Below are 21,214 nucleotides of genomic sequence, written 5' to 3' on the forward strand. Positions count from 1 at the left end.
TTTTTAGAGTATGATGAAGCTCCCTTTTAGAAACACATCTGCCAAATATGAAAGAAGTCCTTAGCGTAGTTATAAGTTTGTAAACTGTCTAATAAAGCTTAGCTGGTAGGTGGCCAATTTGGGTATTGATGTTCGGACATAGGCAACTCATTTTATCTAGTAAAGGATTCGATTTCTGAGTAGATGAACATTATAGCTCTCGCCAGTCGTCTTCACTTATTTCTGTCAATTTGGCCTTAGCCTTAATATCCCGATATTCCATCATTCATTAACCGCTCAGTCTAGAGTTGTTTTTATTGTATGAGGAGAGATAACTTATTCTTTTTAATTTAGGCACCTACTGGCGACTCTCCTCTTAATATTATATTGGTCTTAATATATGAGTATGTATTAAGAAACTCTGAATTAAATTACTAAAGGTTGTGAAAGGAAACTGTCCTTGGTGTATTGCTTTGGCTGTAGACTTCCTAGATTTTAGGCATAAAAAAAGGCAGCCAAATGGCTGCCTAGTTTTGGTAATTATGGAAGTATTTATTCTTGAGACATTTTTGTTTATCGTGGTTCTGGAGAGGATTCTTTTTCCATTTCTTTCTCTGCTTGTTTCGCCTTCTCAATCATTGGTGTAATAGTTGAGCCTTGGACCAGAATAGAGAAAACGACGACAGAGTAAGTCATGACCATGATGATTTCTTTTACATCAATAAGTTTATCAGGAATTACCCATATACCAGATGGAATCGAAAGTGCCATTGCAATTGCTAGCCCCCCACGCAGACCGCCCCAAGTTAGTATTTTGACTGACCATGGATTGTAGGTACGGTAACGCTTAAAACCAAGATAAGCTAAAAATACGCTGAGATAACGTGCGGATAAGACCAGTGGAACTGACAGTGCCATCATAATCCAATCTTCTTTATGGAATTCAAATAACAGCATCGACATGCCGATAAGAAGAAATAGGACACCGTTTAAAAACTCATCGACTAATTCCCAGAAATGATCTAGGTGATCTTCACTTTCTTTGGAAAAACCAATAAAGCGTGTCCAGTTTCCAAGCATGATACCTGAAACTACCATTGCTAGAGGGCCAGAAACATGAAGGTACTCAGCAAAAGCATAACCTGCAGTCGGGACAGCTATGGTTAGTAAAAGCTCCATTGAATGATCATCTGTGGCGCTAATAAGGTAATGAAAAACCAGCCCTAATATAAAACCATAAGCGATACCACCAAGAGCTTCATGAGCAAAAAGAATGCTTACAGACCCTACTGTGGGTATCTCTGTATCAAAAGCAATAGTAAATAAGGTGACAAAAATGACTAAGCCGAAACCATCATTAAACAGTGACTCCCCTTCAATTTGTGTTGAAATACGTCTAGGGGCATTGAGTTTTTTTACAATAGCTAGTACAGCAATGGGGTCGGTTGGAGAGATTAAGGCCCCAAATAATAGGCAATAGATAAGATCAAAATCGAGCCCTATGAACTGGCAGAACCCATACAGTACAAATCCGATAAAAAATGTTGAAAAAAGGGTTGCAGCCAGTGCAAGTATAGTTATTTCCCATTTCTGGTCTTTTAGATTGGGAAGTTTTATGCCTAGTCCACCTGCAAATAGTAGAAAACCTAGTATGCCTTTGAGAAGAAAGTTTTCAAAGTTGATACTGGTTACGGTTTCAGTTGCTATTTCAGTAAGGTGAAACCAGTCATTTTGCCCTGCGATAAGAATTAAAAGTGAGAGGATCATAGACCCAGCAGTGATGGCGATAGTGGTTTGCATTTTTCCTATCTTATTGTTTACAAATGCGATTAGCATTGCAGCAGCAGATAGAAAACATAAAGTATGGTAGACCGACATAGTGCTCTCTATTTGTAACATTTTATGATTCAGATTCTCGGATGATGTTGACTAAATAGCAAACACTTTTTTTGGGTTATTTTATTGCATGAAAATAGGATAAATAAGTGTTGCTTTTATATTTAGACGTCTAGACTCCTTTATTTTGTATGTTAGGATGGAGAGATAACTAAAGGAATGAGGCTGTACTGTGGGAAGTAATGTAAGACAACAGATTGAAGCTCAATTAAAGCGACGTATCTTATTGATCGATGGTGGTATGGGTACCATGATTCAGGGGTACAAACTTGAAGAGCAAGATTATCGAGGAGAGCGCTTTGCGGATTGGCATTGTGATCTAAAAGGCAACAACGATTTGTTAGTGCTTACTCAGCCGCAATTAATAAAGGACATTCACCGCGCTTACTTGGAAGCGGGTGCTGATATTCTTGAGACCAACACCTTCAACGCCACGACAATTGCGATGGCTGACTATGAAATGGAAAGCTTGAGCGCAGAAATTAACCTTGTTGCGGCTAAGCTCGCTCGTGAAGCTGCGGATGAATGGACAGTAAAAACGCCAGACCGACCACGTTATGTAGCTGGAGTTTTAGGTCCAACTAATCGAACCTGTTCTATTTCCCCAGATGTAAACGATCCGGGTTATCGTAATGTGTCTTTCGATGAGCTTGTTGAAGCGTATTCTGAATCCACTCGAGCGCTTATTAAAGGTGGCTCTGATCTTATTCTGATCGAGACCATCTTCGATACGCTTAACGCGAAAGCTTGTGCCTTTGCGGTTGATAGCGTCTTTGAAGAATTAGGTATCGAGTTGCCCGTAATGATCTCCGGTACCATTACCGATGCTTCTGGACGTACCCTATCAGGTCAAACAACGGAAGCCTTCTATAACTCTCTTCGTCATGTTAATCCAATTTCATTTGGTTTGAACTGTGCGCTTGGTCCTGATGAACTACGCCCGTACGTTGAAGAGCTTTCTCGTATTTCTGAATCGTTTGTTTCTACCCATCCAAATGCGGGTTTACCGAATGCTTTTGGTGAGTATGACCTTTCGCCACAAGATATGGCGGAACACGTTAAAGAGTGGGCGGAGAGTGGTTTTCTCAACTTAATTGGTGGTTGTTGTGGTACCACACCAGAGCACATTCGTCATATGGCAATGGCTGTTGAAGGTGTGAAACCTCGTGATTTGCCTGAGCTTACAGTTGCTTGCCGTTTGTCCGGTCTTGAACCTCTTACGATTGAGAAAGAGACACTGTTTATCAACGTGGGTGAACGTACTAACGTTACCGGCTCTGCTCGATTTAAACGCCTGATCAAAGAAGAGCTCTATGACGAAGCTTTAGAAGTTGCTCGCCAGCAAGTTGAGAACGGTGCTCAGATCATCGATATCAACATGGATGAAGGCATGTTGGATGCTGAAGCGTGTATGGTTCGCTTTCTAAATCTATGCGCATCTGAACCTGAGATCTCCAAAGTGCCAATCATGGTCGATTCTTCTAAATGGGAGGTCATCGAAGCGGGCCTGAAGTGTATTCAGGGCAAGGGCATTGTGAACTCCATCTCTTTGAAAGAGGGTAAAGAGAAGTTTGTAGAACAAGCCAAGCTTATTCGTCGTTATGGCGCAGCTGTGATTATCATGGCATTTGATGAAGTTGGTCAGGCAGAAACACGTAAGCGTAAGTTAGAAATCTGTACTAACGCTTATCGTATTTTGGTTGATGAAGTCGGTTTCCCACCAGAAGATATCATCTTTGACCCGAACATCTTTGCTGTTGCGACGGGTATCGAAGAGCATAATAACTATGCCGTAGATTTCATCGAAGCGGTTGCCGACATTAAGCGCGACTTGCCTCACGCGATGATCTCTGGTGGTGTGTCTAACGTTTCCTTCTCATTCCGCGGTAATAACTACGTTCGTGAAGCGATTCACGCGGTGTTCTTATACCACTGTTTTAAAAATGGTATGGACATGGGCATCGTTAATGCGGGTCAGTTGGAAATTTATGATAACGTTCCTGACAAACTGCGTGAGGCGGTAGAAGATGTGGTTCTTAACCGTCGTGATGATTCGACTGAGCGGCTACTTGATATTGCAGCAGAATACGCAGGTAAAGGCGTTGGTAAAGAAGAAGATGCTTCTGCACTAGAGTGGCGAACTTGGGCGGTAGAAAAACGTCTAGAGCATGCGCTGGTTAAAGGCATTACGGAGTTCATTGTCGAAGATACCGAAGAAGCTCGCCTTAATGCCTCTAAGCCACTTGAAGTCATTGAAGGTCCATTGATGGATGGCATGAACGTAGTGGGTGACTTATTTGGTGAAGGTAAGATGTTCCTTCCTCAGGTAGTGAAATCTGCGCGTGTTATGAAGCAAGCGGTAGCGCACTTAGAGCCTTTTATTAATAAAGAGAAGCAAGCGGGTTCTTCCAACGGCAAGATCTTACTGGCTACGGTAAAAGGTGACGTGCACGATATCGGTAAGAACATTGTTGGCGTGGTTCTGCAATGTAACAACTACGAGATCATCGATCTTGGCGTAATGGTGCCATGTGAGAAGATCCTCAAGGTAGCCAAAGAAGAAAACGTCGACATCATTGGTCTTTCTGGTTTGATCACTCCATCTCTCGATGAAATGGTGCATGTAGCCAAAGAAATGGAGCGTCTTGATTTCGATCTTCCGCTTCTGATTGGTGGTGCGACTACATCAAAAGCGCATACGGCGGTTAAGATTGAGCAGAACTACAAAAACCCAGTGGTATACGTCAATAACGCTTCTCGTGCAGTTGGTGTATGTACATCACTGTTATCAGACGAGCTTCGTCCTAGCTTTGTCGAAAAGTTGGATGCGGATTATGAACGCGTGCGTGATCAGCATAAGCGTAAGAAACCGCGCACCAAGCCTGTTACCTTAGAAGCCGCACGAGCCAACAAAGTTGCGATTGATTGGGATGCGTATGCGCCTCCTGCTCCTGTGAAGCCCGGTATCCATATCTTTGATGACTTTGAAGTGTCTACTTTGCGTAAATACATCGACTGGACACCTTTCTTTATGACGTGGTCACTAGTGGGTAAGTACCCAACAATCTTTGATCATGAAGAAGTGGGTGAAGAGGCGCAGCGCCTGTACAAAGATGCTAACGAGTTATTGGATCGTGTTGAACGTGAAGGGTTGCTCAAAGCGCGCGGTATGTGTGGTCTGTTCCCTGCCGCAAGCGTGGGCGATGATATCGAAGTTTATACCGACGAATCACGCACAGAAGTTGCAAAAGTGCTGCATAATTTGCGTCAGCAAACGGAGAAACCGAAAGGCTTCAATTACTGTCTGTCTGATTATGTTGCTCCAAAAGAGTCAGGCAAGCACGATTGGATTGGTGCTTTTGCTGTGACTAGTGGCATTGGTGAACGAGAACTTGCTGATGAGTACAAGGCTCAAGGTGACGATTATAATGCCATCATGATCCAAGCAGTAGCGGACCGTCTGGCAGAAGCATTTGCTGAGTATCTGCATGAGCGTGTGCGTAAAGAAATTTGGGGCTACGCTACGGATGAAGACCTATCGAATGAAGAACTGATTCGTGAGAAATACCAAGGCATCCGACCAGCTCCGGGCTATCCAGCATGTCCTGAGCATACTGAAAAGGGGCCGCTTTGGGAGTTAATGAATGTTGAAGAAAACATTGGTATGTCACTGACATCGAGCTATGCGATGTACCCAGGTGCATCGGTATCGGGTTGGTACTTCTCGCATCCAGAATCTCGTTACTTTGCGATCGCGCAGATCCAAGAGGATCAGCTACAAAGTTATGCTGATCGTAAAGGTTGGAATAGGATCGAAGCGGAGAAGTGGTTGGGGCCAAATATTAACAGTTAACCAAGCTTTATAGAAACTAAAAGGGCTGCCATATGCAGCCCTTGCTTATTAGTGAATGAATGCGTTCTTATTGCTCAAACAACTCGGTGTGCAGTTTTTGGATCGCTTGGCGAGACACGGACTCGTGAACCAGAAAACACAGGTTATGTGGGCTTGCTCCGTAACAGATCATACGTAGATTAAAGTCTTCTAACGTGCCAAATACTTGCTTTGTATAGCCTTTGCTTTCACTCATGTTGTTGCCAATCAGAGCTACGAGGCATAGATCGTGTTCCACTTCTACTTTACACAACGCTTCAAGCTCTTTACGCGCCGCTTGTGGCAATTGAGGTGCACCACCAGACGTGTCTGTTTGATCAAGCGTGAGTGATACACTGATTTCAGATGTGGTGATCAGATCAACAGAGATTTTGTGCTTCGCTAGGATCTCAAATACTTTTGCTAAGAAGCCGTACGCGTGGAACATGTTAGCACTGCGTAATGTCACCATGGTCTGATTGCAACGCAGAGCAAGTGCTCGGAATAAAGGTGAGCTCTCTACTTGGTGGCGGATCCATGTGCCGCCTTTTTCCGGTTCTTTAGACGAACCGACAAATACTGGGATGTCGTGACGAAGAGCTGGAACCAGAGTTGAAGGGTGCAGGATCTTTGCGCCGAAGTTTGCCATCTCTGAGGCTTCGCTGAAGCTGATCTCTGGGATTGGCGCTGCTTTTGAGGCGATACGTGGGTCTGTGGTGTAAATGCCCGGAACGTCGGTCCAAATCTCTAGACCTGCTGCTTTTACACCTTCTGCAATGAGTGCTGCACTATAGTCACTGCCGCCACGACCAAGAGTCGTCGTGTTGCCTTCTTTATCTGAGCCAATAAAGCCTTGAGTGATAACCACGTATTCTTGACAAAGGGACACCAATTTTTCTTGTGCTAGTTGTGAAATGGTCTCGACACTAGGTTCAGCACGCCCAAAGTTTCCATCGGTTTTAAGTACGTCGCGAATATCAAAACGAATCGTGTTTACACCACGTTCACGCATTAATTGCGCAAGAATGTGAGTCGACATTAATTCTCCACAAGCGACCAAATGATCGGTCAGTTTGGTGCTTGCTTGGATTGAAGCAGCTTCTGCTAAACTCGTGACAGTATCAAGAATTGAATACACCTCTGCTGCTGCTTCGGTCGAGTCCTCAAGTTGTGACAGAATCGATTCGTGAATACTTGCGAGTTTCTGTAGAACTCCCGCTCGATGTTCTTGGTCTTGAACACCATTTGCTAGTTCAACTAATAGGTTAGTGACACCTGAGCAAGCGCTGCTGATGACAAGGCGAGTATTTGGGTTGTTTTCTATGATAGTGGAGCAACGGCTCATTGCCTCAAAGTTGGCTACACTGGTTCCACCGAATTTTGCTACGTTAAATGCGCTCACTGCGTTCTCCCACGACTTCCTGAATAATAACAACAATTAATGAGTTGCCCAATACATCCAATGTTTGGTGAGGAAAGGAACAGAGCCAAGAGAGAAGTAATTAAGATAACTTTTTGATATTCACTCTCAGAAGCTCTTCATCAGGCTGCGCTGATGACAATTGATGGGATTCAACCCAAGTCAACCGACAAGTCAAATCCTGCAAATTTGACTTACCTCGGCACTACTCCCCATAAGTGCCTGGTATAGGAATTGCGGTTCCACCAATCACCTGCCTGGGTAGTGCTCCTCTTCTGCATAAAGCTTTTTCATTGAACGGCTTTATCGGGATAATGTCAACCTATATTCTAGAGAAAATGATTTAGTATGAGATGTTACGGACGGTGAGGTACGGATTTTTATCAATATTAATGTACTTCTGAGTAATCCTGCAGGACAGAGCATCTTGAGTTTAATTGAGTGTATACTTACTTTCAAATGGTAATGGATGGCATGACTTATCCAATAAAAAGTCTGTCCGATTTATGATGGACATCAAGCAAGGAGCTAGTATGACAATGTATAGTTTTATCCCACCCCACCGGACATTGATGGGTCCTGGACCATCAGATATTGCCCCTCCGGTTCTACAAGCATTAGGTCGTCAGACGATCGGACATCTCGATCCTTTGTTTATTTCTATGATGAATGAAGTCAAACAGTTACTTAAATATGCTTTCCAAACAGAAAACGAATTTACCATTGCGGTTTCTGCACCTGGCAGTGCGGGTATGGAAGCGTGCTTTGTTAATCTTATCGAACCTGGCGACAAGGTAATAGTGTGTCGAAATGGCGTGTTCGGCGACCGCATGCGAGAAAATGTGATGCGAGCGGGTGGGGAGGTCATCTTAGTTGATGATCCTTGGGGAGCACCTGTTTGTCTAGAAAAAGTGGGGCAAGCGCTGCAGAAAAATCCGGATGCCAAATTACTCGCGTTTGTTCACGCAGAAACTTCAACCGGTGCGCTGAGTGATGCTCAGGCACTTGGGCAACTTGCGAAAAAATACAATGTGTTGTCGATTGTTGATGCCGTAACATCCTTAGCAGGGGTGCCTTTAAAAGTAGATGAATGGCAGCTAGATGCGGTGTACTCCGGCAGCCAAAAGTGCTTATCTTGCGTACCAGGGCTGTCACCTTTGACATTTTCACCAGCTGCAATTGATAAGATAAAGGCTCGAAAAACCCCTGTGCAGAGTTGGTTCTTAGACCAAAGTTTGGTGCTCGGTTATTGGGCTGGGGAAGGAAAGCGTAGCTATCATCATACAGCACCAGTGAATAGCCTGTATGCGTTACATGAAGCATTATTACTTCTAAAGCAAGAAGGGTTGGAATCTTCTTGGCAACGTCATCGACAGATGCATGAAAAGCTAAAAGCAGGCTTATTGAAATTGGGCTTTGACTTTGTGGTCGATGAAGCCTATCGCTTGCCTCAGCTCAACGCGGTTTATGTGCCTGAAGGTATTGATGAGGCTAAAGTACGTGAGCACCTTCTTAATGTTTACAACTTAGAGATAGGCGCTGGTCTTGGGATATTGGCGGGTAAGGCTTGGCGAATTGGTTTAATGGGTTATGGTGCTCGTGCTGAAAACATAGCACTGTGTCTAAAAGCTTTAGAGGAATCATTATACCCAAGTGACCTCAAGCTTAAGTAAGAAAGCGAAGGTTGAGGCCTTCGCTTTACATATCATCTATTCTTCCTTAATCACTTCTTGAAAGAAATCAGAGGCTCGCTGAGATGGTGGTTGGTATTGGGTATCACTGAAATTTATTTGAGGGAATAAAAAACTAGCTTCAGTACGAATCTGTTCGGCTGTACTCGTTTCTCCCAAACCTTGATAAGCCAAAATGAGGTTGTTGTATAGCATTGGACGAGGTTTATCTTTGATCATGTTGAGTGACCAATCAATGTAAGGTTGAATAAAGCGAGGCTCTTGTTCTTGTAACCCCACATTGAGCAAACTGCTGTAAACATCCCAGTCAAAACGATCCTTCCATACCACGGGATTTGTCACCTGATTTAAGATATCCGGATCGGTCGGTTGAGTGGTTTCAAACTTGGTCAACACATAATTCGTATGCAAAGCACTGAGCATATAGAACGTTAAAGTGAGTGGTAGAACGAGGCTACATACTCGAAGTAAGCTCTTGGTAATACGGCTAAAAGGTGCTTGACGATACTGAGAAGAACGTTGATCAACCCAGTAAAGCAGAATAATAAAAATCAACCAATGTACAAGTGAATGGTAGAACGGGTACTCGAGCTGAGAATGGATTACTATCGGGATAAATAGAGCGAGCAGTGCCAAGCGTGTTCCTCGTTTGGCTTGATAGATGCGATAAATGACACAAGATGCAGCTAATAAGATCCCCAAGATAGGTAAAATTCCGCCTTCCGCAGCCCAATAGAGCAGCTCGTTATGCGGGTGATCCATAGAGGGCAAGCCTGCGGGATAGGTCTCATTGAGAGCATGCTGACGAGCGGTATATAAAATGTACTCAGATTCAAACTGACCGTAACCATAACCAGTAAATGGCTTTTCGATCACCATATCGAGTGTTTGTGGAAAGGTATAGACTCGAGGTGATTCCATGTGCACTTTTTCAAACGCTAAACTTCCACCATCTGGGAAAGCTAACTTCATTATCACTAAGGAAAGGGCTAACCCCATGGCAATAGAAATTATCCAGCGAATAAAGCGAGAGTGGTTCGAAAAGCGCTGCATGTAAGGAATGATCATAATGACAGCGATCGTTGAAGCGAGCCAACCAGTTCGAGATGCAAGCGCGACAATCAGAGGTAAGGTTAAAACAGGGACGGCATATAAAATTGCAGTTGCAGTAAGCTTACGTGAATACTTATGTCGCTGGGGTTGGCGGGCTAATAGGTAGCTGGCAATAACCAACCCTGTAGCGAGAAAACTTGCCATGACATTAGGTTGCTGGAAAATGCCATAGGGTCGATTTATAACCGTGTCATAGCCAAATAGGTTATCAGGTTGTAGGTAAAGGTACTGGACCAGCCCCCAAACTACCTCAATGATAACGGCTAGAACAATAAACCAAAGTAAGCGCTGACGGTATTTATTATTAAATTTAAATTGTTGTAAAACAATAAAGAACAACATGCCACACCATAATGTGATTAACCTATTTGCGACAACAGCAGGGTTGGCATTTGGATACAAAATGGGTAAGGTCATGATGATGCAACTAATAAATAACCCCAAAGTTAATTTGGAATAGCGCAGGACTCGGTTAGTGGCGAGTTGATAAATTCCAATACCAAGTACGATACTAAATGAAATCCATGTTGTGGCATTAAATGGTAGGGCAAGGCCAGCTCCGCCAGGGTTGAGCATAAAAAAGTGCATTGCTACTAAGAACAGCATTGCTAGCGCTAAAAGGAATTTTCGATTAAGAGGAACTTGTACCTTATTTTGAGAAAGCTTGGTTCCGTTTACATGTAAGATAGCCATAAATTTCGCACTGTTAAATGAAAAAAGGCCAACCATCAGTTGGCCTTTTACTTTACCTGCTTTTTTTATTTCAACATAGGCTTAAGGAAACGAGCGGTGTGTGAACCTTTGATTTTAGACACATCTTCAGGGGTTCCCTGAGCAATGATGTCGCCGCCTCCTTGTCCCCCTTCCGGGCCTAAATCTACGATCCAATCGGCAGTTTTAATGACATCAAGGTTATGCTCTATAACCACGACCGTATTACCATGATCACGGAGTCGATGTAAGACCGTAAGTAACTGTTGAATATCATGAAAGTGAAGTCCTGTCGTTGGTTCATCCAAAATATACAAGGTCTTGCCTGTATCTCGTTTGGATAATTCACGAGCGAGTTTAACCCTTTGAGCTTCACCGCCTGATAAAGTTGTCGCGGCCTGCCCTAGTCGAATATAGGATAGGCCAACATCAATCAGGGTTTGTAATTTTCTGGCAATAACCGGGACTGGGTCAAAGAAAGCTCGTGCATCTTCAACAGTCATGGCTAAAACTTCATCAATCGTTTTGCCTTTGTAGTGGACCTCAAGTGTTTCACGATTGTAGCGTTTGCCTTTACAAACATCACAGGGAACGTACACATCGGGTAAGAAGTGCATTTCGACCTTGATGACGCCATCCCCTTGACAGGCCTCACAGCGTCCACCTCGAACGTTAAAGCTAAAACGCCCCGGTTTATAACCACGAGAACGTGACTCTTGAGTGCCAGCAAACAGTTCCCTAATGGGTGTAAAGATACCAGTATAAGTCGCTGGGTTGGAGCGAGGTGTTCGGCCAATTGGACTTTGGTCTATATCGATAACTTTATCGAAGTGCTCAAGGCCTTTGATCGACTTATATGGAGAAGGTTGTGCGGTCGTGGCACCGTTGAGTTGAGTATGAGCAATCTTAAAGAATGTGTCATTGATCAGGGTAGATTTTCCTGAACCGGATACTCCAGTGATACAACTGAATAAACCAACAGGTATGGAGAGATTGACATTTTTCAGGTTATTGCCTGTTGCCCCTTTGAGCTCAACCGTTTTCTTTGGATCTCTTGGCGTACGTTGCTCGGGCACACTGATCTCTTTTGCGCCACTGAGGTATTGGCCTGTCAATGAATTAGGGTTAGCAACAATATCGGCCATCGTCCCTTCTGCAACAACATTACCACCATGAACCCCTGCTCCGGGACCAATATCGATGACATGGTCAGCACAGCGAATGGCATCTTCATCATGTTCAACCACTAAGACGGTGTTGCCTAAATCACGCAGGTGAGTCAGTGTTTTTAACAGTCTCTCATTATCGCGCTGGTGGAGCCCAATTGAGGGCTCATCAAGAACATACATTACCCCAACTAACCCAGCTCCAATTTGGCTTGCTAGGCGAATACGTTGTGCCTCTCCGCCTGAGAGTGTTTCAGCACTGCGTGATAAGTTGAGATAATTTAGTCCCACGTTGACCAAAAATTGCAGGCGATCGTTAATTTCTTTCATCACCTTTTCTGCGATTTGGGCACGTTGCCCTTCTAGGTGTAGGGAGTGAAAGAAATCCAATGCTTCGGCAATACTCAGCTCTACAATTTCAGGTAGTGTGGTGTCGGCAATAAAGACGTTACGCGCTTCAAGGCGTAGACGTGTACCATTACAACTTGAACAGGATTTGGTTGAAATGTATTTAGCTAAATCTTCTCTAACTGAGTTAGACTCGGTATCACGATAACGACGTTCAAGTGTATTGAGAATCCCTTCAAACGGGTGGCGCTTGACGCGGATATCCCCTCGGTCATTGATGTACTTAAATTCAACTTCTGAGCGACCTGAGCCTTTTAAAATGATCTCTTGAGTTTTCTTAGGTAATGAATCAAAGGGAACATGTAAGTCGAAGCCATAATGCTCGGCTAACGAGGAGAGCATTTGGAAGTAATAATAGTTCTTTTGATCCCAACCCCGAATTGCTCCCTGTGCTAAGCTGAGGCTACCATCTTGAATCACTCGACTTGGGTCAAAGTATTGCTGCACGCCAAGGCCATCACAGGTTTGGCATGCACCGGCAGGGTTATTGAATGAAAATAGGCGAGGCTCTAATTCTTGCATGCTGTAGCCACAAAGAGGGCAAGCAAAGTTGGCTGAGAAGATCACTTCTTCGCCGTCGCCATTCATTGGAGCCACAACCGCAATGCCACCAGAAAGCTCCAGTGTGGTTTCGAAGGATTCAGCCAAACGTTGCTGCAAGTCTGGGCGGACTTTAAAGCGGTCGACAACCACTTCAATGGTGTGCTTTTTGTGCAGCTCTAGTGTTGGTGGATCAGAAAGGTCGCATGTTTCACCATCGATGCGTGCACGAATAAACCCTTGAGCTGCTAGGTTCCCTAGTGTCTTAACATGCTCACCTTTGCGCTCTTTAACAATCGGAGCAAGCAGCATCATCTTGCTGCCTTCTGGTAATTCTAGAACTTTATCCACCATTTGGCTGACGGTTTGTGCCGCAAGTGGAGTATTATGAGTTGGGCAGCGAGGTTCGCCTACTCGGGCGTATAAAAGACGAAGGTAATCATATACTTCTGTAATGGTGCCTACAGTAGAGCGAGGATTATGAGAAGTGGACTTTTGTTCAATGGAAATTGCAGGAGATAACCCTTCAATATGGTCAACGTCAGGCTTTTCCATCAGAGATAAAAATTGGCGTGCGTAAGCCGAGAGTGACTCAACGTAGCGCCTTTGGCCTTCAGCATACAAGGTATCGAAAGCGAGAGAAGATTTGCCAGAACCACTTAAGCCTGTGATAACAATTAATTTATCACGTGGTATTGTGAGGCTGATGTCTTTGAGGTTATGGGTACGGGCCCCGCGAACTTCTATTTTATCCATCGTTTTTGCTCTATGTAAAACCAAGTAACGCAAGTATTACATAGTGTGAGAAATGTTCAAAGTGAACACTGGACAAAAAAACAGTAAAGCTCGACTTAAGCCGAGCTTTTTGAATAAGAAGTTTGAGTGATTACGCTTCTTTTGTTGTTGCTTGTTTCCCTAGCTCAGATTTCTTTTCATCTTTTAAGTATAGGTTTTCAAAGCAGTAATTTGTTGCTTCAATGTAGCCTTCTACACTACCACAGTCAAAGCGTTGACCTTTGAATTTATAGGCTAGAACGCAGCCCGCTTTGGCTTGTTTAAGTAGTGCGTCAGTAATTTGGATCTCACCACCTTTGCCAGGCTCTGTATTTTCGATTAATTCAAAAATATCTGGAGTCAGGATGTAACGACCGATGATAGCTAGGTTACTTGGTGCTGTGCCTTGCTCCGGTTTCTCAACCATGTCATCAACACGGAAGATGTCATCTTTGATCATTTCACCAGATATCACACCATACCGGTGTGTCTCTTCTTCCGGCACTTCCTGAACAGCAACGATTGAACAACGGAATTGCTTAAACAGCGACACCATTTGAGCCAATACGCCTTCTTCTTCGTTGACACAAAGGTCATCAGCCAGTACGACTGCAAAAGGTTCGTCACCGATCAACTCACGCCCCGTTAGAATGGCATGACCTAAGCCTTTCATTTCGCGTTGACGAATGTAAGTAAAGTTGGCTGAATCAATGATTTCTCGGATATCACCTAATAATTCTTCTTTATTGGTACCACTGATTTGATGCTCAAGCTCATAGTTTTTATCGAAGTGGTCCATAATGGAGTGTTTACCACGTCCAGTTACGATACACATTCCGTCCATACCAGCTTGGATCGCTTCTTCAACACCATATTCAATCAGTGGCTTGTTCACTACTGGCATCATTTCTTTTGGCATGGATTTGGTCGCGGGTAAGAAACGCGTACCATAACCCGCCGCAGGGAACAAACATTTTTTTATCATCGAGGAATATCCTTCATCATGGTCACTGGAATTTAATCATTATTTTAACATGAACTTGCCGAAGGGATAATGCTAGAGATGGGAAAAGTAATAAACAAAAAATGCAAAGTAACAATTTGAGGAAGGTCTGGAGTCGCTATGCTTTAGGTACATAATCGGAGCAAAGAGTGATGGAAGAACAAAAGCTCTTACTAGCACCATCACCCTAAAAAAACCAATATCATTGGCAAAGTAGATTTTGATCTGCCCAAGCAATCGCTTGAACTCTGCCTTTTACAGATAGTTTTTTGAATATTTTGGAAAGGTGAGATTTAACGGTGGACTCACTGATGCACAAAGCTTCAGCTATTTGAATATTTGATGTCCCGGATTGAGCATACCGGAGCACCTCAAGTTCCCGGATGGTCAAGTCTACTGTCGCGGGGGCTGTATGCGTATTTATAACATTACGGTAATAGTGTAATAATTGACTACATACACTTCTCGGTAACCAATTTTGACCATTGACGATTTCTTGTAACCCTATTGCTACTGTTTGTGCTGATTGCTTCTGATAAAAAATACCTTTGAGATTCCCAAAAATGAGTAATTCTTCAGTTCGAAGACGCCTTGGTACATTGAGTAAAACAGTTTCAAAGTTTTTCCATACCAGAGGAAGGTTGTTCATCGATTGAATAAGGCATTGATGCTCATTAAAGTCGATAAGCAATATTTTATTGCGATGTTGTGGCCTTGCTTCCATCAGATCTTGTGTTGATATAATAGGGACTTCAAGCGATGTCTCTTCTATGATCTGCCTAATAGAACTTTCCATTTGACTCCTTATGCTGATGAAGAACAATTTTCTTTTGTAGCTGGACTCTCTCATTAAGTTACCTTTTCGATTGATGTTTATTTTACGTTTCTGGTTTTTTGAGTATGATAAACACGTTGTCATTAACTTGACTTGATAACTATGGAAAGAAAAGATAAATGCGTTGCAATTCAAAGGTTCTTTTGAGTAGGTATGCAAACTGACTCAAAACTGCAACACCTTGCTGTTAGGTGATATTTGAATTTCAAAGCTCCTTATGCTTAAGCACAATAGCATTGGGCTTTAATCAAAGTATTAAAGCGTGTATTCTTATGAGCTAGAATTTAAATAGATCCAGAGAAAACGGAGCACATCATGGCCAGCCGTGGAATTAACAAAGTTATCTTGGTAGGGAATCTTGGTAATGACCCTGAAATTCGTTATATGCCTAGTGGTGGTGCAGTAGCCAATATCACTATTGCAACGTCAGAATCTTGGCGTGACAAAGCGACAGGTGAACAGCGTGAAAAAACGGAGTGGCACCGTGTCGCTTTATTTGGCAAGTTAGCTGAAGTCGCTGGAGAGTACTTGCGTAAGGGCTCCCAAGTGTATATTGAGGGCCAACTTCAAACACGCAAATGGCAAGATCAGAGTGGCCAAGACCGTTATACAACAGAAGTTGTTGTGCAAGGCTACAATGGTGTTATGCAAATGCTTGGTGGTCGTACTCAAAGTGGTGCGCCAATGGGTGGTGGTCAGCCACAACAGCAGGGTGGTTGGGGTCAACCTCAACAACCTGTTCAGCAGCAGTACCAAGCACCGCAGCAGCAGTCTCAACCACAACAACAAGCACCTCAACAGCCTCAGCAGCAATACAACGAGCCGCCGATGGATTTTGACGACGATATCCCGTTCTAATGAGATTGCATAATTAAGCGTGTTCAAGATCACGTATTAAGTTTATTAACCCGCTTATTTAGCGGGTTTTCTTTTGTATATTGGTGTTATTTATGCAACATTGCTTAAATGTTTAATGTTGTTCTGTGTCTAAGCGATAAACAAGGGCGATATAAAATAGACTGCTTGTGCTTTAGCATTTCTGTTCTTAATCAAGTGTCCTGAATTCACTAGACATAAAAAATTATTAACAGATTTGTATTGGTAGAGTGTTCAGTAAGCTATTTAATTAAGTTGGGTGACCTGAGTTGCTTTTTGATAAAAGCATTTTCTGATCCCATCTACTTTCTGTAAGTTATCTATTATTATCGAAATTCTATTATGGAACATTGAAAGCCTCTTTGGTGCTTTCAACTTTTCTACATTCACTTTCATAAGATTGTTTGCTAGATATTTATCTTGAATACATATTTCAGCAAGGTATGCGATGAAGTAAAAGGACTTGGTATTCATGAGATATACTCCAACGCTTAAGTTAAGCACTCGTTTAGTTGCTTTTGTCACTATGATTGTGACTTGTGCAATGTTTATCTTGTTTGTCGGTGGTACTTTATCTTTTCAGCGTTTGGGACAGGAATACCTCACCCATTACTTGGAAGGGATTGTTGAAGTTGTTGATAATGAGTTGGAAGACCCTGATGCAGCATACTCAATGCAGCGATGGATGCCTAAAATGCTGCAGGCCAGCAATATTGTTGAGATGACATTATCTGCCAATGGCACGATGATTTATCGCTTCAAAGATACATCCCATAAGGTTGAAGAATCAGTATTATTTGAGCGCCAATACCATTTGGCTCATAATCCAAATTACATCATTTCTTTTAAAGCGATCCCTCCCTATCTTGGTTACGGTTATTCCATGCAGGCATTGTTATCGATCACAATGGCTGTGCTGTTAATTATTTTTTGTTTGATGCGTGGGGTGGCGTGGCTTAAAGCACAGCTATTAGGTTCTGAAATGCTAGAAGAGCGTGGGCGAATGATTTTGGCTGGGCAAGTTGAACAATATGCGAAAGGGGATGAGAAAGAGTGGCCTTATACAGCTAGTCAAGCCTTAGATTTATTAATAGAAGAGCTACAGGATGCGCGTCAAGAGCGCAGTCGCTTTGATACATTTATTCGCACTCAAACTTTCCTTGATAAATTAACTGGAACAGCAAACCGAGTTCTATTTGATAGTAAACTAGAATCAGCTTTACTTGAAAGTGGCTCACGCGGTGCGTTGTTGTTGTTACGTATTCAAGATTGGAAGCTTGTTGAAAGCATGCAAGATAAACGAGTTTGTGATGAGTTTATTGTTGATGTCGGCAGCTTATTATCCAACTTAGTTCAACGTTATCCAGATGTTACTTTTTCTCGCTACTATAATGCCGATTTTGCACTACTCTTACCCCATCAAGCACCTAAGTGTATCTCTAATTTGGCTTCTCAATTTTTACGTCAGTTAGAAAAATTGACTCCTCCGCTTCCGTTGGAACGAGACAATTGGTGTCATATCGGTATTACAATGTATAAAGGTGGAGAAAAGCATAGTCAGATTCTAGACGAAGTTGAAACGGCCTTACGAAGTGCTCAATTGCAGAATAGTAATAATTGGAGCCGATTTAAAAAGTGGCATGATAACGAAGTGGTTCGAGGGAGTGTCCGTTGGAGAACTTTGTTTGATTCTGCACTCACGGCTCAAAAAATCATACTGTGCGCCCAAGCAGTTTACACGATTAATGATCTACCACATAAAAAACTAGTATATAAAGAGCTAACATGTCGGCTTCGAGACCCGGAACATGGTGTTATCAAAGCGTCTCGTTTTATCTCTATGGTGCGTCAAGTTGGTTATACAGCGCAAATGGATAGAGCAGTTTTACAGGCATTTTTACAGACATTTAAATATGCTGTGGGCAACCTTGAACATTATGTACTTTGCCTTAATGTGATGCCGTTTTCTGAACGTGGCTACCTTAAATGGTTCCGTGATGAATTGTTACAGCTACCGAAAGAGCAGCGACACCGCCTTAACTTTGAGTTTGTCGAAGCTCATTTTGTTAAACATTTAGACTTTATGCGACCTGTGACAAAAATGCTTATCGGTCTCGGATGCCATGTGGTTATTGGTCAAGCTGGAAGGACAATAGTAAGTACTCACTACCTTAAGGAGGTGGAGGTTCTTTATCTTAAACTTCACCGTAGCTTAGTGACCAATATTGATCAAAGACATGAGAATCAATTATTTGTACGAAGTATGCTGGGGGCCACTGAAAATAGTAAGACAAAACTCATTGCTGTTGGTATTGAGAATAAGCTTGAGCTAGATACTCTAGTTGAATTAGGGGTCTATGCCGGTCAGGGGACTTATTTTTCAGTTGAAGAGCAGTACTTTCCTTCCATTAAAGTACATGCTGCAGTGAAACGTGAAACTCAGGTCCAGTTAGGAAAACGCAATCGTTGGCGGAAAAAGTAAAGACTTAATGTATGGATTTTAGAGCAGCAATAGATAAACTTAAACGTTCATCTTTAGGGAATCGCGCAACCTTTTTAGTCATTCAGCTCGATGCTATTTATGCTTTATCATCAGTAAACAGTTTTAATGCAGAGCGATATGAAATCTCTGATTCTGATTGGGAAGGTGCTTTTCAGCGGGCTTTGTTTGCAATCAGTAGCTACAGTGATACATTGACGGTGGTGCTAGCGAACCAATATTATCAAATGTATCAAATTGATAAGCCCACTATGCCTCGAAATGAGTGGCCTTCTGCTCTACCTTATCTTCTAAAAGAACTGACTTCTGAACGAGCAATAGATATCGTTGCAGATGCAGTTGAGTTGCCTAATTCAAGTAAAGTTCAAGCTTATGTACTTGCTCGTAAAATCTTAGATACAATATTGCAGCTGACTCACCAAGCACAAGTCAGTCTTGAGAGTATTTTGCCTGAAGATGATGTATGGGGGAGCTCAGCGTATGACTTGGGTAACTTTTTATTACTCCAGCGGAGTATGCGTGGTCCTTTTCGAATCAGTGCATTCGTTGATCATGTTATTTCATTCCATCGCTCGATTCGTAGTGTTACGCCACCGTTAACTGGGGTTCCGTCTAATGATGTTCAGATGGATAACTTATCACTAGAGTTGCAACGGTCGATAGATTATCTCTCTGCTCAGTTGCGGGGTGTGCAACTTCATCAATTAAAAATATGTTGTGATGAAGAGGATACAGAAGAGCTGATTGGATCTCTTAATCTTCGTTTGAGTTCAAAAGTATCTTTACTAAGAGCAGATAAGCATCAATATTCTGGTTATGTATTAGCGGAACAAGCTTCTTGCTCTCAAAATGGAAGAGTAAATCTCTATCCTGATTTTTTAAAACAGAAAAAGCACTTTTTAACGCTAAAAAATGTGGCCATTATCTGGGGGGCTACTGCTGCTTTTATGGCACTAAATTATGGCTATTACAGTTGGAAAGGAGAAGGTATTGCAGATGTGATTTCGGTTGCTCAAAGTCACGGCAATATTATGAAATCAGAATTGGAGCGTAGGCAAGCTAAGCTTCGTATGCATAAGCCTGATAGTCAAAAGTTAGTCACTAAACTACGGTTAGAAAATGAAATTAAAGCTAAAAGAGATTCTTTAAACGCGGTCAATCGTTTTGGTGATTCTCTAGAGCAGGGATACTCTGGTGTGATGCAATCATTAGCCAAGTTAGCCAATAGTGATATCTCTTTAGTTGAAATCATCATTCATGGGGATCAATCTCTCGCTCTAAAAGGTTTCGCAAGAACACCCAGTGATGTACCTAATTGGATACACCAATTCAAATATGAAGAAAGCCTTATTAAACTCACTTTTGATAATGTCAGTATCGAGCGTAGTAAAGAAAATGTAGTGATGTTTGATCTAAAGACTGTCGGAGACAAGCGTAATGATTGAGCTTTTGTCTTCGCTGGAAGGGCGATTTGATGAAATAACGACAAGAGAAAAAGTGTTAATTCTTTTGTGTGGGCAAGTCATTATATTGATGTTGATTTATAGTTTTGTGTTGGAACCTAAATTGAGTGAGGTAAGGAATAACCAGCGCTTATTTGAGGATATAAAGCTGACTAATCAAAAAACAGAAAGTGATATCCTATTGATTCAGGCTAAATTGAACAAGAATCCAAATACACAACTAGATCATACGATTAAAGAGTTACGTATGGAGCGTACCCGGTTGTCAGCCTTGTTAGAAGGAGTGGTTGAACGTTTGATTTCACCTTCACAAATGGCTTCGGTTCTAGAACACGTTCTTGCTCAACAAAGAGGTATTAACCTTCTGTCATTAAAGACATTGCCGACAGAACCTATCACTGAGAAAGGTAGTGCTCCAAAAGATTCAGGTTACTTTATTCATCCAGTGCGTATGGAAATAAGTGGTAGCTATTTTTCTATCGTCGATTATTTAACTAAACTCGAAAGTTTGCCGGTTGGTTATTATTGGCGCAGTTTTCACTATAAAGTGCAAGAGTACCCTAAGGCTAATCTGGTGTTGGAAGTTTATACTCTTAGCTCTCGAGAGGAGTTTATTGGTGGCTAAATCACTTATCGGTTTGTCGTTGATATCTTTGTTTTCTGGAAATGCTGAAGCTAATCAAGACCCTACTGCACCATTGGGCTGGAAGCATATAGCGGCAAGCGCATCGGAAAAACGGTCAGTTACGCCTCACCGTTTGCCAAATCTGAATAGCATCATTTGTCGGCAAAGTTACCAGTGTATCGCCATATTGAATGATAAAGTTGTTGAACAAGGGGCCAGGATCGACGGGTATAGTGTTACAAAGGTCAACCGTGAATTTGTCACCTTAAAGCGTGGTCATCAGCAGTGGAAGCTTCAGCTTTTTAGTTTGAACATCAAAAAATAATCACCAGAGCTAGGAAAG

The 21,214-nt window shown here is 42.5% G+C and carries 13 protein-coding genes and 1 riboswitch; of the genes, 7 read left to right on the plus strand and 6 right to left on the minus strand.

Going from position 1 to position 21,214, the window contains the following annotated elements; translation table 11 throughout:
• Window positions 1-552 precede the first annotated feature (552 nt).
• Window positions 553-1,857, minus strand: coding sequence for a cation:proton antiporter (locus VSA01S_RS10220; protein WP_039979141.1), 1,305 nt, complete (start codon window positions 1,855-1,857; stop codon window positions 553-555).
• A 190-nt stretch (window positions 1,858-2,047) separates the two neighbouring features.
• Between VSA01S_RS10220 and metH the strand changes: the two genes are divergently transcribed.
• On the plus strand, window positions 2,048-5,728 hold the full coding sequence (gene metH / locus VSA01S_RS10225; RefSeq protein WP_039979142.1) for a methionine synthase: 3,681 nt from the start codon (window positions 2,048-2,050) through the stop codon (window positions 5,726-5,728).
• Between the two features lie 67 nt (window positions 5,729-5,795).
• Here metH and lysC read toward each other — a convergent pair whose 3' ends face one another.
• Window positions 5,796-7,148 carry a lysine-sensitive aspartokinase 3 gene (gene lysC, locus VSA01S_RS10230; RefSeq protein WP_039979143.1) on the minus strand — a complete coding sequence of 451 codons (1,353 nt, stop codon included), beginning with the start codon at window positions 7,146-7,148 and terminating at the stop codon, window positions 5,796-5,798.
• Window positions 7,149-7,270: 122 nt separating this feature from the next.
• Window positions 7,271-7,449, minus strand: a riboswitch (Lysine riboswitch).
• Between the two features lie 250 nt (window positions 7,450-7,699).
• On the opposite strand from lysC, the gene VSA01S_RS10240 reads away from it, so the two are divergent.
• Window positions 7,700-8,839 carry a pyridoxal-phosphate-dependent aminotransferase family protein gene (locus tag VSA01S_RS10240; protein ID WP_039979144.1) on the plus strand — a complete coding sequence of 380 codons (1,140 nt, stop codon included), beginning with the start codon at window positions 7,700-7,702 and terminating at the stop codon, window positions 8,837-8,839.
• 36 nt (window positions 8,840-8,875) lie between these two features.
• On the opposite strand, the gene VSA01S_RS10245 is transcribed toward VSA01S_RS10240, so the two are convergent.
• From VSA01S_RS10245 to VSA01S_RS10260, 4 genes are all read right to left on the minus strand, one after another.
• Window positions 8,876-10,663 carry a PglL family O-oligosaccharyltransferase gene (locus VSA01S_RS10245; protein ID WP_050567255.1) on the minus strand — a complete coding sequence of 596 codons (1,788 nt, stop codon included), beginning with the start codon at window positions 10,661-10,663 and terminating at the stop codon, window positions 8,876-8,878.
• Between the two features lie 65 nt (window positions 10,664-10,728).
• Window positions 10,729-13,551 carry an excinuclease ABC subunit UvrA gene (gene uvrA / locus VSA01S_RS10250; RefSeq protein WP_039979145.1) on the minus strand — a complete coding sequence of 941 codons (2,823 nt, stop codon included), beginning with the start codon at window positions 13,549-13,551 and terminating at the stop codon, window positions 10,729-10,731.
• A 130-nt stretch (window positions 13,552-13,681) separates the two neighbouring features.
• Complete coding sequence (gene galU / locus VSA01S_RS10255; RefSeq protein WP_039979146.1) at window positions 13,682-14,554, minus strand: UTP--glucose-1-phosphate uridylyltransferase GalU; 873 nt, start codon at window positions 14,552-14,554, stop codon at window positions 13,682-13,684.
• Between the two features lie 220 nt (window positions 14,555-14,774).
• Window positions 14,775-15,422 carry a LuxR C-terminal-related transcriptional regulator gene (locus VSA01S_RS10260; RefSeq protein ID WP_039979147.1) on the minus strand — a complete coding sequence of 216 codons (648 nt, stop codon included), beginning with the start codon at window positions 15,420-15,422 and terminating at the stop codon, window positions 14,775-14,777.
• Between the two features lie 300 nt (window positions 15,423-15,722).
• Here VSA01S_RS10260 and VSA01S_RS10265 point away from each other — a divergent pair, with 300 nt between their 5' ends.
• From VSA01S_RS10265 to VSA01S_RS10285, 5 genes are all read left to right on the plus strand, one after another.
• Entirely contained in the window at window positions 15,723-16,265 is a 543-nt protein-coding gene (locus VSA01S_RS10265) for a single-stranded DNA-binding protein (protein ID WP_039979148.1), read from the plus strand.
• Between the two features lie 490 nt (window positions 16,266-16,755).
• Window positions 16,756-18,765, plus strand: a complete 2,010-nt coding sequence (gene csrD, locus VSA01S_RS10270) for an RNase E specificity factor CsrD (RefSeq protein ID WP_039979150.1) — start codon at window positions 16,756-16,758, stop codon at window positions 18,763-18,765.
• Between the two features lie 11 nt (window positions 18,766-18,776).
• The gene (locus VSA01S_RS10275; RefSeq protein WP_039979151.1) at window positions 18,777-20,228 is read left to right on the plus strand and encodes a hypothetical protein; all 1,452 of its coding nucleotides are present in this window, start codon (window positions 18,777-18,779) and stop codon (window positions 20,226-20,228) included.
• Complete coding sequence (locus VSA01S_RS10280) at window positions 20,221-20,871, plus strand: type II secretion system protein GspM (protein WP_039979152.1); 651 nt, start codon at window positions 20,221-20,223, stop codon at window positions 20,869-20,871. Before VSA01S_RS10275 ends, VSA01S_RS10280 begins: the two co-directional genes overlap by 8 nt.
• A complete protein-coding gene (locus VSA01S_RS10285) occupies window positions 20,861-21,196 on the plus strand; it encodes an MSHA biogenesis protein MshK (RefSeq protein ID WP_039979153.1) in 336 nt (111 codons plus the stop codon). Before VSA01S_RS10280 ends, VSA01S_RS10285 begins: the two co-directional genes overlap by 11 nt.
• Window positions 21,197-21,214: the final 18 nt, after the last annotated feature.

This window comes from Vibrio sagamiensis NBRC 104589 (assembly GCF_007990935.1).
Taxonomy (GTDB): Bacteria; Pseudomonadota; Gammaproteobacteria; order Enterobacterales; family Vibrionaceae; genus Vibrio; species Vibrio sagamiensis.

Coding starts and splice junctions, on each gene's coding strand:
- VSA01S_RS10220 (WP_039979141.1), bottom strand. CDS start 1,857: ATGTCGGTCTACCATACTTTATGTTTTCTATCTGCTGCTGCAATGCTA.
- VSA01S_RS10240 (WP_039979144.1), top strand. CDS start 7,700: ATGACAATGTATAGTTTTATCCCACCCCACCGGACATTGATGGGTCCT.
- VSA01S_RS10245 (WP_050567255.1), bottom strand. CDS start 10,663: ATGGCTATCTTACATGTAAACGGAACCAAGCTTTCTCAAAATAAGGTA.
- uvrA (WP_039979145.1), bottom strand. CDS start 13,551: ATGGATAAAATAGAAGTTCGCGGGGCCCGTACCCATAACCTCAAAGAC.
- galU (WP_039979146.1), bottom strand. CDS start 14,554: ATGATAAAAAAATGTTTGTTCCCTGCGGCGGGTTATGGTACGCGTTTC.
- VSA01S_RS10260 (WP_039979147.1), bottom strand. CDS start 15,422: ATGAGAGAGTCCAGCTACAAAAGAAAATTGTTCTTCATCAGCATAAGG.
- VSA01S_RS10265 (WP_039979148.1), top strand. CDS start 15,723: ATGGCCAGCCGTGGAATTAACAAAGTTATCTTGGTAGGGAATCTTGGT.
- csrD (WP_039979150.1), top strand. CDS start 16,756: ATGAGATATACTCCAACGCTTAAGTTAAGCACTCGTTTAGTTGCTTTT.
- VSA01S_RS10275 (WP_039979151.1), top strand. CDS start 18,777: ATGGATTTTAGAGCAGCAATAGATAAACTTAAACGTTCATCTTTAGGG.
- VSA01S_RS10280 (WP_039979152.1), top strand. CDS start 20,221: ATGATTGAGCTTTTGTCTTCGCTGGAAGGGCGATTTGATGAAATAACG.